The organism is Rhizorhabdus sp. (genome assembly GCF_018006725.1).
Classification (GTDB): Bacteria; Pseudomonadota; Alphaproteobacteria; order Sphingomonadales; family Sphingomonadaceae; genus Rhizorhabdus.
This window is the reverse complement of the sequence record NZ_JAGMXV010000107.1, coordinates 1-15,696: the sequence shown is the minus strand read 5'-3', so window position 1 is coordinate 15,696 and position 15,696 is coordinate 1. Positions and strand designations below refer to the sequence as shown.

Genomic DNA, 15,696 nt, shown 5'->3' with positions numbered 1-15,696 from the left:
CGCCTCGATCGTGACGTTCGAGGTGTTGGCGACGGACCAGCGCACCGACAAGACCGTCGATGAGGAAGGCAAGACCGTCGTCGCCAACACCTCGAACGTCACGATCGAGGCGACCCCGAAAATCGCCGAGAAGATCGCCGTCGCCCAGACGATCGGACAGCTGTCGCTCGCATTGCGCTCGATCGCGGACAACCGCGCGGAGCTGGAGGAACGCATCGCCAGCGGCAGCGTAAAGCTGCCCGCCGACGCCGACCCGAAGACCGAGCGGCAGATGCTGCTCGAACTCACCTCGCGTCCCATCGACGACAATCCCAGCTACACGGTGGGCGCCGACGTCTCGCGCTTCCAGCGGTCCAGCGTACCACCACGCCCCTCTGGCGGGGCACAGGTAACCCCCGTCGCGTCGGCGCCCTCGCAATCCGGCGTACGCGTGGCGCGCGGCAATGCGGTCACGCTCAGCACGGCGAGCGCCAAGTGATGCGCCGCGCCATCCAAACCCTGCTTCTGGCAACGGTCGCACTGGCGCCGGTTACTGCAGAGGCCGCTACGGTGCGCAGCGCCGCAACCGTCCGCACCACGGCCATCAGCCGCCCGAGCGAAACGCTCACACTGTCGATCGGCTCCGGCGAGATGATCTCGCTGCCGGCCGCGATGACCGACCTGTTCGTTGCTGACGACAAGATCGCCGACGTGCAGGTCCGCTCCTCGACACAACTCTATCTGTTCGGCAAGGGGCCGGGCGAGACTGCGGTCTACGCGACGGACCGGGCGGGCAGGGTCATCTGGTCCTCCATCGTCCGTGTCGGCGCCAATATCAGCAGCGTCGATGCGATGCTGAAGCTCGCCATGCCCGAAGCCGCGATCACCGCAACGACGATGAACGGCATCGTGCTGCTGACGGGTGCCGTCGACAGTCCCGCAACGGTCGCCGAAGCACAGAAGCTGGTTGAACAATTCGTCGGCAAGGACACCCAGGTGGTCAACCGCCTGAAGTCCGCCGTGCCGCTGCAGGTCAATCTGCAGGTCAAGATCGCCGAGGTGAGCCGCGAGTTCGCCAAGTCGATCGGGGTAAACCTGCTCAACCGCGACACGACCGGTGGCTTCCTGTTCGGTATCGCCCAGGGCCGCAGCTTCGGCAGCATCACGAACACGGACATCAGCGGCCTGCCTCGCATCGACGCATCCTCGCAGTTCGGTTTCCCCACTGGCACGCTGTCGCTGCCCTTTAATCCGGCCACCGGTCAGTTCGTCGTCTCGCCGGGGACGACCTATAATCTCAGCTCGCTCGGCAAGGGCGCCGGATCGGGTACCTCGCTCGGCCTTGCTGGCAAGTTTCTCGGCATGGATATCGCGGCGGCACTGGATCTGGCTGAGGCCGACGGCCTCGTCTCTACCCTTGCCCAGCCCAACCTCACCGCAATTTCGGGCGAGACGGCGAGTTTCCTCGCCGGGGGCGAAATTCCGATCCCGCTGTCGCAGGGGCTCGGCGCAGTCTCGGTCGAGTTCAAGCAATATGGCGTGAGCCTGTCCTTCACGCCGACCGTGCTGGCCGATGGGCGCATCTCGCTGCGGGTCCGCCCCGAAGTGTCGCAGCTGACCGACGCCGGATCGGTGCGCCTGGCCGGATTCACCATCCCCGGCATCACGACGCGTCGTGCCGAAACGACGGTTGAGCTCGGCTCCGGCCAGGCCTTCATGATCGGCGGCCTGATGTCGAACGGCCAGAACAGCAGCGTCGACAAGGCGCCTGTACTGGGCGACCTTCCGATCCTCGGCGCGCTGTTCCGCTCGAACGCCTTCAAGCGCAACGAAACCGAGTTGATGATCGTCGTCACCCCCTATCTCGTGAAACCGGTATCGCCGCAGCAGATCGCGCTTCCCACGACGGGGATGAAGGCTGCGACCGACGCCGAACGCTACATCGCCGGGCAGACGTTCATGGGCAGTTCCGGCGCCCGCGACCCCGCGCCCCGACCGGTGCAGCCGCGCACCGTTCCCGCAACCGAGCCGCCCTCGACGGCGCGGCAGCAAGCCGTGCCCGACGCCGGCTTCTCGACCAACTGACCGCCATGCGGGAGAACCAGATGCGCGCGCCTACCCTCCTCATAGCAGCCGGCCTCGCGGTCGTGCTTGCGGCGCCTGCTGCCGGACGCTCGAACAGAGGCGTCGAGTCGGTCCATCAGCCGGTCGTTCAGCGCAGCGACTTCACCCTCGACGTGCCTGCCGGCGACCTTGCCCCCGCCGATCGCGCGCGCGTGTGGCAATGGTTCGACGCGCTCGGCCTCGCCTATGGCGACCGCGTGAGCGTGGACGGGGGCACGGTCGCCGGTCCGGTCAATGCAGCAATCGCGCCGCTCGTCGCACGCTACGGGCTGCTCCTGAGCGACGGTGCCCCCGTGACCGCTGGCGCCCTGCCCCCCGGCCATGTGCGGATCGTCGTCAGCCGGTCGGTTGCGTCGGTGCCGGGCTGCCCCGATTTCAGTGCCGCGTCGCAGCCCAATTTCACCGGCAGTGCCTCGAGCAATTTCGGTTGCGGGATCAATTCCACCATTGCCGCGATGGTCGCCGATCCGGAGGATCTGTTGCGCGGGCAGAGCGGGCGTGGCGACACGGCCGATACTGCGACCAAGGCGATCAAGGTATGGCGCGATGCGGTGCCGACCTCGCAGAATGGCCTCAAGATCGAGTCGACCAAGGGAGGCGGGCAATGAACGCGCCTTTCAACGCCAAGCAGCAGCAGACCCGCAATCCGTTCGCGGCCTTCGTCACCGACGACCTCAGCGCCGAACTGCTGAAGCCGCTGGTCTTCGAACTCGGATGGCCGCCGGAGTCGGTCAACAAGGGTGGCCTGCGCGCGGCGATCCAGTCGCTGTCGGTCACGGCCAGCCCAACGATATTGCTCGTCGACCTCAGCGAGTCGATCGATCCGCTCAACGACGTCAACGCGCTGGCCGAAGTGTGCGAACCCGGAACGATCGTGATTTCCGCAGGCACGGTCAACGATGTGCGGCTCTATCGCGAACTGCTCAACAGCGGCATCCAGGACTATCTGCTCAAGCCCTTTACTGCGGACCAGATTCGCGACGCGCTTGCCCAGGCGCAGATGATCCTGATGGGTCCGCGCCATGGCATGGCGGAGGACGCCAAGATTCATACGATGACGGCCGTCATCGGCGCACGCGGCGGGGTCGGTGCGTCAACGGTCGCCGCCTCGCTCGCCTGGCTGATGGGGGAAACCGCAGAGATCAGCACCGCCTTGCTAGACCTCGACGTCCATTTCGGCACGGGCGCGCTGGCGCTCGATCTGGAGCCTGGTCGCGGGCTGACCGATGCGATCGACAATCCTGCGCGCATCGACGGGCTGTTTCTCGAACGTGCGCTGGTCAAGGCCAATGACAAGCTGTCGGTGCTGTCCGCCGAGGCACCGATCAACAACCCGATCATCACCGACGGCGGCGCCTATTTCCAGCTGCAGGAAGAAATGAAGGGCGCCTTTGAGTGCACCATCGTCGACATTCCGCGCATGATGATGGTGCAGCATCCCCATCTGTTCCACGAGGTCCAGTCGGTGGTGCTGGTCGTCGACCTGACTCTCGCCGCGACGCGCGATACGATCCGCATCCTCGCCTGGCTCAAGAACAACGCACCGCAGGCAGGCGTGCTCGTCGTCGCCAACAAGGTCCATCCGAGCCTGACCGAGATCGGCCGCAAGGATTTCGAAAATTCGATCGAGCGCGAGATCGACTTCCTCCTGCCCTATGACCACAAGCAGGCAGTCAACGCCGCCAAGCTCGGCAAGCCGATCGCCGAGGCGGGCAAGGCTTCCAAGCTCGGTCAGGCCTATCAGCAGATGGCCGACAAGCTGATCGCGCTGTCGAACGATGATCCCGATGCGGAAGGACGCTCGGCCAAGTCCTCACTCCTCGACGAGTTCATGGCGATCTTTCAGTCCAAGTCGAAGATCGCACGGAAATGACGTGCCGGGGATGAACGTCATATGCTGACGATCCTCTTCCTGATGGTCATGGCGGTCGTCATGACCGTCTTCTTCTATGTGCTGGCCCGACCGCCGGCGCAGCGCGCGCTCGTGCGGCGCCTGTCGACCGTGCGCGGCCGCTACAATGTGTCGGGCGAGCCGCCGGTCAACGAGCAGGTTCGCAAGCTGCTCGCCAGCCGCGCTACGGTGCAGCAACGCCCCAAGACACTGCTCAACCGCTTCCTCCCCGACCCCGCCGAGATCATCCGCAAGATGGAGGCGGCCGGCAAGAAGTGGACGCTTCGCCAATATTTCATCGGTTCGGGCATCGCCTTCTCCGTGCCGCTGTTCGGACTGACCATCGTCGGCCTGCCGGTGTGGATGGCGTCGATCGTCGCGCTCGCGGCGGGTCTGGGCCTGCCGCCGATGCTGCTCGACATGCTGGCCAAGCGTCGTCTGGCCCAGTTCACACAGCGTTTTCCCGACGCCATCGACCTGCTCGTCCGGGGGTTGCGCGCGGGCCTGCCTGTGGCGGAGACGATGGCGGCGGTGGCGTCCGAGATCGAGGGGCCCGTGGGCAGCGAGTTCCAGGCGGTCAGCGACCGGATGAAGATCGGCCGCACGCTCGAGGCCGCGCTTCAGGAAACCGCCGACCGGCTCGGTACACCCGAGTTCCAGTTCTTCGTCATCACCCTGGCCATTCAGCGCGAAACCGGCGGCAATCTGGCCGAGACGCTGTCGAACCTGTCCGAAGTTCTGCGCAAGCGCATGCAGATGAAGCTGAAGATCGCCGCCATGTCTTCGGAATCCAAAGCGTCGGCCTATATCATCGGCGTCCTGCCCTTCATCGTGTTCGGCCTGATCAGCTTCATCAGCCCGACCTATATGGGCAGCTTCTTCACCGATCAGCGCCTGGTGATCGCGGGCATTGCCGGCCTCATCTGGATGAGCATCGGCGCGTTCATCATGCGCCAGATGATCAATTTCGAGATCTGAGCGCGCGATGGAGCATAGCGTCAGCCCCCATTTCTTCAGCACCCTCCTCTCGATCGGCATCGCGCTCGCGACCGCTGTGGTGATGCTCGTCGTCGGGCACCATCTCGTCCGCTCCTTTGCGCGCGACCCAATGGCGCGTCGCGTCCGGGCGCTCAACGACCGGCGCGAGCAACTCAAGGCCGGCGTCGCCGCCTCCAAGACGCGCCGCCGCGCCAAGATGGAGAAGAAGAGCAGCGTTTCGGTTGATCGGATGCGCGCAATTCTGGGCAGCATGAAGATGCTGCAGGATTCGCAGCTCAAGACGGCGACGCTGAATCTCGCACGCGCCGGCATCCGATCGAAGGATTCGGCGATCACCGTGATATTCTTCCGGCTGGTCGCACCGATCCTGATCGGCGGCACCGCTGCGGTCGGAGTCTATCTGCTCAACTGGTTTCCGGAAGCGAGCGCCCTCAAGCGCTACCTGATCGTCGCCGGATCGCTGATCGCGAGCTACAAGGCGCCCGACATCTATGTGAAGAACCTGATTTCGAAGCGGCAGACGGCGATCCGCAAGGCGTTGCCCGATGCGCTCGATCTGCTCGTCATATGCGCCGAGGCCGGTCTGTCGGTCGACCTGGCCTTCAACCGCGTCGCGCGCGAACTGTCCAAGGCCTATCCGGAACTGGGCGACGAATTCGCCCTCACCGCGATCGAACTCGGCTTCCTGACCGACCGGCGTCAGGCGTTCGAGAACCTCGCCAACCGGGTCAATCTGGATTCGATCAAGGGTGTCGTCACGACGATGATCCAGACCGAGAAATACGGCACCCCCCTCGCCGCCGCGCTGCGCATCCTGTCGGCCGAGTTCCGCCACGACCGGATGATGCGCGCCGAGGAGAAGGCCGCGCGCCTGCCGGCGATCATGACGGTGCCGTTGATCGTCTTCATCCTGCCCGTGCTGTTCGTCGTCATTCTGGGGCCGGCAGCCTGCTCGATCAGCGACAATGTGATGAAGTAGGAAATTGCCGCTTCGCGCCGTGCGCGGAACGGATGCGGTATCCGGCGGTTCTAGCCCTCACTGAGAGGAGGGCAGTCGATGCCGGCATTCACGACCAACCAATGGATAATCATAGCACTGATCTTCCTGCTGGGCTGGCTGCTCGGCCTGCTGACCCTGTCGGGCAGCCGCAAATGGAAGAAGGCCTTCCAGAACGAGCGCGCGGCGCGAGTTACCGCCGATGGCGAGGTCGTCCGGCTGTCCAGCGAAGTCGAGCGGCTGGCCGCAGAGCGCGACCAGCGACTGGCGGTCGAAAAAGAACGCGACTCGCTGCTGGCCCGTAGCGCTGCTGCGAACGAACGGATTGCCGAACTGGAGAAGCACAGCCCTGCGATCGGCAACCGGACCGCAGGCACCATCGCTGCGGCCGCTTCGGGCAAGCGGGACGACCTCGCCCGCATCTACGGCGTGGGGCGCAATGGCGAGATGCGGCTCAACGAACTGGGACTCCACCGCTATGTGGACGTCGTCGAGATGTCACCCAACGACGAAGCATCGCTGGAAGGCTGGCTCGGCCTGACACCGGGAACGATTGCCAAAGAGCGCTGGCGCGAGCAGGCCGATATGCTGCGCCATGGCGAATTCGATGAACATGCCCGCCGCTTCGCCTGAAGCCGCGTCCGATCATCGCATCAGCGCGGGGCGCCTGCCATAGGTGCCCCAGCGCCACAGCCATTCGAGCGGGCCATAGGTGAAGGCCAAAAACCAGAACCACGCGAACATCGCCTCGACGATCAGGATAGCAACCGCGACCATCCAGAGCTCCGGCCAGGTCAGACCATTCCAATAGCCGAACCCGAAGCCTGCAAAAATGCAGGCGCCGGCAAGGCTTTGACCGAGGTACAGGGTCAGCGGCATGCGGCCCATTCGCTCCAGTATTTTCGTGGCTCCGGGCAGTTTCCCGAGCCGCCAGATCGACTGCAACAGCGACATGTGGCCTGCGGTCATCAGCAGCCGTGCGGGCTGATCGACGAAAGCCGACAAGGTCGTCGGCGCACTTCCATCGGGCCAGATCAGCAGCAGTTGCAGCACGCGCAACGCCAGCCCGCCGCCGTAGCAGATCGCCACGATCCGCAAGAGGGGCAAGGCCCGGCCTTCACCGCGAAACCAGTCGAGCTTGAGCAGCGCCATGCCGAGCAGCACGAACATCAGCGCATCGCCGACCCAGATATAGAGAAAGCCGCTCTTCAGCCAGATCCAGCTGACGAGCGTCATATAGGCGAGACTGTCGCCATAGCTGCCGAGCCGGGCAGACTCTTCCCGCGCCAACATCGATGCCGAATAAACCATGTCCGCGGATCTGATGCCGGGCGCCTCCAGAGCAGCCCAGATCGACAGGAGAAGCATGACGACGCCAGCGAGCCCGAGCAGCCGGGCCGGCTGCATATGCCGGAAACACAGGGCTATCGCGCCGGCCAGTGCATAGGTGACCAATATGTCACCCGGCCAGAGCAGCAGCGTGGCGTCGACGACGCCGAACAGCAGCAGCAGCGAAAGCCGGCGCAGCATGGCGGGCAGCCGATCCTCCTCGCCGCCGCCGTGGAGGAACAGCAGCAGGCCGACCCCGAACAGGATCGAGAACAGCCCGCGCATCGTGCCCGTCAGGATGAGATGGCTGAACGCCCAGATCTGCCAGTCGGGATTGGCCAGCGACGGGGCGGCGAGCGGCCGGTTCATCGCGATCGGCCCGCCCATGTCGATGATGTTGACGAACAAAATACCGCACAGCGCGAAGCCGCGCAGCGCATCGAGCAGGCCTAGCCGGCTTGATGCGGCGACGGGTCGGAGGGGGAGCATGTCCCGTTGGTAGCGCCTCCCGAAAGAGGCGTCACCTTAACACAGCCCAAGGAGCAACAGGCGGGAGGACCGAACGACCGGCCCTCCCCCGCCCGATTACTTCCGCGCCTTGAGTGCAGCCTGGGCTGCGGCAAGACGCGCGATCGGCACGCGATAAGGCGAGGCCGAGACATAATCGAGACCGGTCTGCTCGCAGAAGGCGATCGAGGCGGGATCGCCGCCATGCTCGCCGCAGATGCCGAGCTTGATGTCGCCGCGCGTCTTGCGTCCGCGCTCCGCCGCCAGCTCGATCAGCTCGCCGACGCCTTCGACGTCGAGGCTGACGAAGGGATCCTTCGGATAAATGCCCTTGTCGACATAAGCCGTCAGGAAGCGGCTCGCATCGTCGCGGCTGACGCCAAGGGTCGTCTGCGTCAGGTCGTTGGTGCCGAAGGAGAAGAACTCGCCGACCTCGGCGATCTCGCCCGCCTTGAGCGCGGCCCGAGGCAGCTCGATCATCGTCCCGACCAGATAGTCGATCGTGCGGCCCTTCTCGGCGAACACGGCCTGCGCAGCCTTGTCGATCACGATCTTCATCAGCTCGAGCTCGCGACGGGTCGCGACGAGCGGGACCATCACTTCGGGGATGGGCGCCGCGCCCGACTTCTCGGCGACGTCGCAGGCTGCCTCGAAGATGGCGCGCGCCTGCATCTCGTAGATTTCGGGATAGGTCACGCCCAGACGGCAACCGCGATGGCCGAGCATCGGGTTAAACTCGTGCAGTTCGGTCGCACGACGCTTGAGCGCCTCGACACCGATGCCGGTCGCGGCGGCGACTTCGGCGAAATCCTCTTCCTCATGCGGGAGAAATTCGTGGAGCGGCGGATCGAGCAGGCGGATCGTAACCGGCAGGCCCGCCATGATCTCGAAGATCTCGGTGAAGTCCTTGCGCTGCTCGGGCAGCAGCTTGTCGAGCGCGACGCGGCGACCCTTCTCGTCCTCGGCCAGGATCATCTGACGCACTGCGGTGATGCGGCCCGCGTCGAAGAACATATGCTCGGTCCGGCACAGGCCGATTCCCTCGGCACCGAAGATGCGCGCGGTCTTGCAGTCGAGCGGCGTTTCCGCGTTGGTGCGGACCTTAAGGCGGCGAACCTCGTCAGCCCAGCCCATCAGCGTGCCGAAGTCGCCCGCCAGTTCGGGCTGCACCGTCGGCACCGCGCCCAGCATCACCTCACCGGTGGCGCCGTCGATGGTGATGATGTCGCCTTCGCGTACCTCGCGGCCCGACACGCGGAACAGCTTGGCCTTGGCGTCGATCGCCAGCGTGCCGACGCCCGACACGCAGGGGCGGCCCATGCCGCGGGCGACGACCGCCGCGTGGCTGGTCATGCCGCCGCGCGCCGTCAGGATGCCCTTGGCGGCGTGCATGCCGTGAATGTCCTCGGGGCTGGTCTCGACCCGGACGAGGATGACGGCATCGCCCAGTTCGGCGCGCTTCTCGGCGGTCTCGGCGTCGAACACGACGAGGCCCGATGCCGCACCCGGCGAGGCCGGCAGGCCCTTGGCGATCACGTCACGCGGCGCCTTTGGATCGAGCGTCGGGTGAAGCAGCTGGTCGAGCGCCGACGGGTCGACGCGGGCGACGGCCTCCTCGCGGGTGATCAGGCCCTCATTGGCCATGTCGACCGCGATCTTGAGCGCGGCCTTGGCGGTGCGCTTGCCCGAGCGGGTCTGCAGCATCCACAGCTTGCCCTGCTGCACGGTGAACTCGATGTCCTGCATGTCCCGATAATGGGTTTCGAGCAGGTCGAACACCTTGGCGAGTTCGCCATAGACCGTGGGCAGCGCCTCTTCCATCGAGGCGGGCTTGGCGCCCGCCGTCTCGCGCGCGACCTTGGTCAGATATTGCGGGGTGCGGATGCCGGCGACGACGTCCTCGCCCTGCGCGTTGATCAGGAATTCGCCATAATAAGCGCGGTCGCCCTTCGACGGATCGCGGGTGAAGGCAACGCCGGTGGCCGAAGTGTCGCCCATATTGCCGAACACCATCGCCTGGACGTTGACCGCCGTGCCCCAGTCGCCGGGAATGTCGTTGAGACGGCGATAGACCTTCGCGCGCTCCGACTGCCACGACTTGAAGACCGCGCCGACCGCGCCCCAAAGCTGCTCATGCACGTCCTGCGGGAAAGGCTTGCCCCACAGTTCGACGACGATGTCCTTGTACTTGGCGACCAGCGCCTGCCAGTCGTCGGCGGTCAGCTCCGTATCGAGCGAATAGCCCTTGTCTTCCTTGGCGATCTCGAGCGCTTCCTCGAACGCGCCATGGTCGAGCTCGAGGACCACGTCCGAATACATCTGGATGAAGCGGCGATAGCTGTCCCAGGCGAAGCGCGCATCCTGCGACACGGTCGCGAGGCCGACGACGGTCTCGTCGTTGAGGCCCAGGTTGAGGACGGTGTCCATCATGCCCGGCATCGAGACGCGCGCGCCCGAGCGGATCGAGACCAGCAGCGGATCGGCGGCAACGCCGAACTTCTTGTTCGTGATCGCTTCGATATGGGCGATGCCGTTGGCGACCTCGGCCTTCAGGCTGTCGGGAAAGCGCTCCCCCTCTTCATAGAAGCGACGACACATTTCGGTGGAGATGGTGAAGCCGGGGGGCACCGGCAGGCCGATCGAGGCCATTTCGGCAAGGTTCGCTCCCTTGCCGCCCAGCAGGTTCTTGTCGCCCTTCCCCCCGTCGGAAACGCCACCACCGAAACGATACACGTACTGCGTGGTCATATAGTCGTCACTTTCCCTATCACGACCCACCTCCTTATACGGGAGGCGCGGCAATCGACTCAGGCTTCGATTTTCGAAAAGTCCGCGACGTTGTGCACCGCAACACGGATTTTTTCAAGCAAGGCCAGACGAGTGTTTCTTTTGGCCTCGATAGGATCGTTGACGATCACCGCCTCGAAAAAGGCATCGATCGGCCCGCGCAGCGACGCCAGCGCCGACATGGCGGCACCAAAATCCTCGGCTTCGACCGCAGCAGCGGCGCGCGGTTCGGCGGCTTCGAGCGCGTCGATCAGCGCCTGTTCGGCCGGCTCCGGCGCGTAGTCGGGGGTCGCGGTCGCGCCCGCCGGGACGCCGCCTTCCTTCTTGAGGATGTTCGCTGCACGCTTGTAGCCGGCGAGCAGGTTCACCCCGTCCTCGGTCGCGACGAACGCCTGCAACGCCTCGACCCGCGCGAGCAGACGGACGAGGTCGTCCTCGCCACCCAGCGCGAACACGGCGTCGATCAGGTCGTGACGGACCCCCGCCTCGCGCTGCTGGACTTTGAGGCGGTCGGCGAAGAAGTCGAGAAGTTCGGCAGTGTCGAGCGCCGATCCGCCCAGGCCGACCTTGGCCTGTTCGATGATCGCGCCCAATGAGGCGCGGGTTCCGTTAGCGAGGATCGTCTGGATGATCTGGAGAACGGCGCGGCGGAGCGCGAACGGGTCCTTCGATCCGGTCGGCTTGATGCCGCGAGCAAAGAAGGCGACCAAAGTGTCGATTCGGTCGGCCAGCGCGACGCAGGCGGGAATGCAGCCCTCGACCGCCGCGACATATTGTTGACGCAGCGCACTGACCGTGCCCGGCTTCTCACCGCCCCGCTCTGCATAATAGGCGCCCATGATGCCCTGCAGTTCGGGAAACTCGCCGACCATGGCGGTCGCGAGATCGGCCTTCGCGAGCAGGCCCGCGCGGCGCGCCGTCTCCGGATCGCGCTCGGGAAAATAGGTCGTGGCGATCCAGCCGGCGAGCGACGAGATCCGATCGGCCTTCTCGCGCAGCGTCCCCATACCCTCGTAAAAGAGCATGGCTTCGAGCTTCGGCAGATAGGCCTCAAGCGGAACCTTCAGATCCTGCTCCCAGAAGAACTTCGCATCCGACAGCCGCGCGGCCAGGACCTTGCCATTGCCGGCAACGATGCCCTCACCGCCATCCTTCGCGCTGATGTTCGCGGTGCAGATGAAGGCCGGGGCGAGCTGCCCCTCGGCGTCGTTCAGGACGAAATATTTCTGGTTGGTGCGCAGCGTCAGCTGGATCACCTCGCGCGGCACCTCCAGGAAGGCCGGGTCGAAATGGCCGAGCAGCGGCACCGGCCATTCGGTCAACCCTGCGTTCTCGGCGACCAGCCCCTCGTCCTCGACGACGACCAGCCCGGCGGCGGCGGCCAGTTCGGCGGCGCGGGTGCGGATGATCTCGCGGCGCTCGGCCGGGTCGACGATGACGTGGCAGGCGCGCAGCTTCTCGACATAGTCGGCGGCGCTGCCGATCGTGATCTGCCCCGGATGGTGGAAGCGATGGCCGACCGTGGCGGCACCGCTGACGATGCCGTCGATCTCGATCGGGACGATCGCCTCGCCCAGCAGCGCGACGATGCCCTGGAGCGGGCGGACCCAGCGCAGCGAGGAAGTCGAGGAAGAGGCCGTGCCCCAGCGCATCGACTTCGGCCAGGGGAAGCCGCGGACGATCGCGGGGATGGCCTGCGACAGCAGCTCGACCGTCGAGCGGCCGGGCTTCTCGATCACTGCGAACAACACGCCGTCCCGCTCGACCAGCTGCTCGCGGGTGAGGCCGGTCTTGCGCAGGAAGCCTTCGAGCGCCTGCGGCGGCGCCGAGGCCTTGGGTCCCTTGATCTCTTCGGACGAGGCCGCCGTCTGCACCGGCAGGCCGTGTGCGATCAGCGCGAGGCGACGCGGCGTCACATAACTGGTGATCTTCTCGGCAACGATGCCGGCCTTGGCCAGTTCGTCGGCCAGCATGCGGGCGAGATCGGCCGAAGCCTTCTCCTGCATCCGCGCCGGAATTTCCTCGGACAGGAGTTCGAGCAGGAAATCGGTCATCACAGTTCCTCCCCGGCCACGGGGAGGGGGACCGCGAAGCGGTGGAGGGGGGGCGTCAGACCACTCGCCGCCAGCCTGGGCGCCTTCACCCTATCCGCAGCTGATAGTCTCAGCATCTGATATCCATTCTCTTCAAGAACCATCGAGCAAGGGGCGGGCGTGGCCCCCCCTCCACCGGCTGCGCCGGTCCCCCTCCCCGTGCCGGGGAGGAACATGCTCGCATTTACGCTGCTATAGGGAGACCGCGAAGCGGTGGAGGGGAGGATCATTCCGACCACCCGTTGTGCTTCATCCAGGCGGCGCAGGCGCCCTTCGCCAGGTCGCGGACGCGGCCGATATAGGCTTGGCGCTCGGCGACCGAGATCACCCCGCGCGCCTGCAGCGTGTTGAAGATGTGGCTGGCCTTGATCGCCTGGTCATAGGCCGGCAGCGGCAGCGGCTTTTCGCGGTCGAGCAGCGCGCGGCATTCGTCGGCGGCCTGGGTGAACTGGCGGAACAGCGTCTCGGTGTTCGCCGCCTCGAAATTATAGGCGCTGAACTGGCGCTCATTTTCGAGGAAGACGTCGCCATAGGTGACGCCGTCGTCGTTGAAGGCGAGATCATAGACCCGGTCGACACCCTGGATGTACATCGCTAGCCGTTCGAGCCCGTAGGTCAGTTCGCCCGCGACCGGCTTGCAGTCGAAACCGCCGACCTGCTGGAAATAGGTGAACTGGGTCACCTCCATGCCGTCGCACCATACTTCCCAGCCAAGGCCCCAGGCGCCCAGCGTCGGGCTTTCCCAGTCGTCCTCGACGAAGCGGATGTCGTGCGCCAGCGGATCGATGCCGATCCGCTCCAGGCTGCCGAGATAGAGCTCCTGCAGATTGGGCGGGCTGGGCTTCAGGATGACCTGATATTGATAATAATGGCCGAGCCGGTTCGGGTTTTCGCCATAGCGCCCATCGGTCGGGCGGCGCGAGGGCTGGACATAGGCCGCTTTCCAGTGCTGCGGACCCAGCGCGCGGAGCGTGGTGGCCGGGTGAAAGGTGCCCGCGCCCATCTCCATGTCATAAGGCTGCAGGATCACGCAGCCCTGCTCGCTCCAATAGTCATGGAGCGTCAGGATGAGGCGCTGGAACGAGAGCGGCTTGGTCGCCAAGACGAAGGTCCTTCGGGCGGGATTGAACTTGCCGCGCCCTTTGCGTCAGGGGGCCTTGCGGGTCAAGGAAAACGGCCTTGCGCGCCCAGCCCTCGTAATTGGGTGCGGCTCTTTCTACATGGGGTGAATGAAGCTGTTTCGACGCGCCGTCTCGGCCCTCCTCGCCCTGCTCATTGCGTCGCCGGCCGCAGCCGCACCCGCCTTGTGGAAATTCGGCGACGCGGACACGACCATCTATCTTTTCGGCACGATCCACGCGCTGCCGCCCGGCTATGCGTGGGAGGACGAGCGCATCCGCAAGGCGATGGACGCATCGGACACGTTGGTGATCGAGACGCTGGTCGACAAGGACCCGCGCGCCATGGCTTCGCTGTTTCCCCCGCCAGACAGCAGCCTTCCGCCGATCGTCGAGCGCGTCGCCCCCGAAGCACGGCCAGCGTTCGAGGCGCTGCTGGTCAAGGCGAAGATCGATCCTGCTATGCTCAGCCGCATGCCGACTTGGCAGGCCTGCTTCGTCCTGATGGGCGCGATGATGCGCGATCTGGGCGTGCAACGCGAGGCCGGTGTGGAAGACGGTTTGACGAACGCCTTTGCCCCGCCCGCTCCGACAACCGCCCCCGCCGACAGCGCCCCGCCGTCGACGCTGCCGACTTCTGCGACAACGAAAAAGATCGAAGGACTGGAGACGGTCGCGGACCAACTCGCAATGTTCTCTACCCTGTCCGAGGCCGACCAGCGCGAGATGTTGACCAGCTTCGCCACCGGCAAGTCCGACGCCAAGGCTGATTATGACCGGCTGCTCAAGGCTTGGAGCAGCGGCGACGAAGCCGCCATCGCCAGGCAGTTCGAAGAGGACGAGGACCTGACCCCACATCTGCGCGAGATATTGCTGCGCAAGCGCAACGCCAACTGGGCAGCCTGGCTCAAACAACGGCTCGATCGTCCGGGCACGCTGTTCGTCGCGGTCGGTGCCGGCCATCTGGCGGGCCCCGCGTCGGTGCAGAAGATGCTGTCGGCCGACGGGATCGCCGTCGAACGGGTCGAACCGGCCAGCCGTTAACATCGCTGAACGAGGGAGCGAGTCGTGACGGCACGATTCATCGCACCGCCGCTCATGGTCATGTTCACCTATTTTCGACGAAGCGTTGGCACCGCTGCGACTGCCGGAACGGGCCGCGCCGTGCGCTCAGATCGGCGCAAGCCCCGTCCTGCGGGGCCGGAAGCGACTCGCGCCGTCAAATAAACCTCATGATTTCGCGCAATCTAAGAGCGCGAAAAGACACGGATTTTTTACCTAGGTAAAATTGACAGCTGGATTTTAAGACCGCGTTAACCTTTTACCTTCATTAACGGCATGGTTAACACAGGTTGACGGGCAGCGCGGAGCGGCTGGGCTCCTCCCCCGGGATGAACAGGAACGGGTCCTATGCGGGTATTGCTGATCGAGGATGATCCCACCACCGCCAAGAGCATCGAACTGATGCTCGGCGCCGAAGGCTTCAACGTCTACACCACCGATCTGGGCGAGGAAGGCCTCGATCTCGGCAAGCTGTACGACTACGACATCATCGCGCTCGACCTGAACCTGCCCGACATGCACGGCTATGATGTGCTGAAGAAGCTGCGCAGCGCCAAGGTCCAGACCCCGGTCATGATCCTGTCGGGCATCGGCGAGATGGACTCCAAGGTCCGCGCGCTCGGCTTCGGCGCCGACGATTATGTCACCAAGCCGTTCCACCGCGAGGAACTGGTCGCCCGCATCCACGCCATCGTCCGCCGCTCGAAGGGCCACAGCCAGTCGGTCATCCGCACGGGGAAGCTGGCGGTCAATCTCGACGCGAAGACGGTCGAGGTCGACAGCGCCCGCGTCCATCTGACCGGCAAGGAA

The 15,696-nt window shown here is 65.3% G+C and carries 13 protein-coding genes; 9 read left to right on the top strand and 4 right to left on the bottom strand.

Translation table 11 applies throughout. The features are described from left to right. From KAY22_RS15185 to KAY22_RS15155, 7 genes are all read left to right on the top strand, one after another. Positions 1–478 (top strand): RcpC/CpaB family pilus assembly protein (locus KAY22_RS15185; RefSeq protein WP_296624262.1); only part of this gene is annotated, 478 nt, incomplete at its 5' end. Then, complete coding sequence (locus KAY22_RS15180; protein WP_296624261.1) at positions 478–2,064, top strand: type II and III secretion system protein family protein; 1,587 nt, start codon at positions 478–480, stop codon at positions 2,062–2,064. The genes KAY22_RS15185 and KAY22_RS15180, both read left to right, overlap by 1 nt. Before the next feature lie 20 nt (positions 2,065–2,084). Beyond that, positions 2,085–2,711: a CpaD family pilus assembly lipoprotein gene (locus tag KAY22_RS15175; RefSeq protein WP_296624260.1), complete on the top strand. Its 627-nt coding sequence runs from the start codon at positions 2,085–2,087 to the stop codon at positions 2,709–2,711. Then, a complete protein-coding gene (locus tag KAY22_RS15170) occupies positions 2,708–3,976 on the top strand; it encodes a pilus assembly protein CpaE (protein ID WP_296624259.1) in 1,269 nt (422 codons plus the stop codon). The genes KAY22_RS15175 and KAY22_RS15170 overlap by 4 nt, the downstream gene beginning before the upstream one ends. A gap of 21 nt (positions 3,977–3,997) precedes the next feature. Then, positions 3,998–4,972: a type II secretion system F family protein gene (locus KAY22_RS15165; RefSeq protein ID WP_296624258.1), complete on the top strand. Its 975-nt coding sequence runs from the start codon at positions 3,998–4,000 to the stop codon at positions 4,970–4,972. 7 nt (positions 4,973–4,979) lie between these two features. Beyond that, on the top strand, positions 4,980–5,972 hold the full coding sequence (locus KAY22_RS15160; protein ID WP_296624257.1) for a type II secretion system F family protein: 993 nt from the start codon (positions 4,980–4,982) through the stop codon (positions 5,970–5,972). A 78-nt stretch (positions 5,973–6,050) separates the two neighbouring features. Next, positions 6,051–6,623, top strand: a complete 573-nt coding sequence (locus KAY22_RS15155) for a hypothetical protein (RefSeq protein WP_296624256.1) — start codon at positions 6,051–6,053, stop codon at positions 6,621–6,623. Positions 6,624–6,635: 12 nt separating this feature from the next. Here the strand turns inward: KAY22_RS15155 and KAY22_RS15150 are convergent, their stop codons facing one another. The 4 genes from KAY22_RS15150 to KAY22_RS15135 all read right to left on the bottom strand — a co-directional run bounded on the left by KAY22_RS15150 (position 6,636) and on the right by KAY22_RS15135 (position 13,808). After that, a complete protein-coding gene (locus tag KAY22_RS15150; RefSeq protein ID WP_296624255.1) occupies positions 6,636–7,808 on the bottom strand; it encodes a DUF418 domain-containing protein in 1,173 nt (390 codons plus the stop codon). Between the two features lie 96 nt (positions 7,809–7,904). Next, positions 7,905–10,574, bottom strand: a complete 2,670-nt coding sequence (gene ppdK / locus KAY22_RS15145) for a pyruvate, phosphate dikinase (protein ID WP_296624254.1) — start codon at positions 10,572–10,574, stop codon at positions 7,905–7,907. A gap of 59 nt (positions 10,575–10,633) precedes the next feature. Continuing rightward, complete coding sequence (gene glyS, locus KAY22_RS15140) at positions 10,634–12,667, bottom strand: glycine--tRNA ligase subunit beta (protein ID WP_296624253.1); 2,034 nt, start codon at positions 12,665–12,667, stop codon at positions 10,634–10,636. Positions 12,668–12,932: 265 nt separating this feature from the next. Further along, positions 12,933–13,808, bottom strand: a complete 876-nt coding sequence (locus KAY22_RS15135) for a glycine--tRNA ligase subunit alpha (RefSeq protein ID WP_296624252.1) — start codon at positions 13,806–13,808, stop codon at positions 12,933–12,935. 127 nt (positions 13,809–13,935) lie between these two features. Here KAY22_RS15135 and KAY22_RS15130 point away from each other — a divergent pair, with 127 nt between their 5' ends. Both KAY22_RS15130 and KAY22_RS15125 read left to right on the top strand, forming a co-directional pair. After that, positions 13,936–14,868, top strand: coding sequence for a TraB/GumN family protein (locus KAY22_RS15130; RefSeq protein WP_296624251.1), 933 nt, complete (start codon positions 13,936–13,938; stop codon positions 14,866–14,868). Positions 14,869–15,234: 366 nt separating this feature from the next. Then, positions 15,235–15,696, top strand: a 462-nt coding sequence (locus KAY22_RS15125) for a response regulator (protein ID WP_296624250.1), incomplete at its 3' end; no start/stop codon positions are given.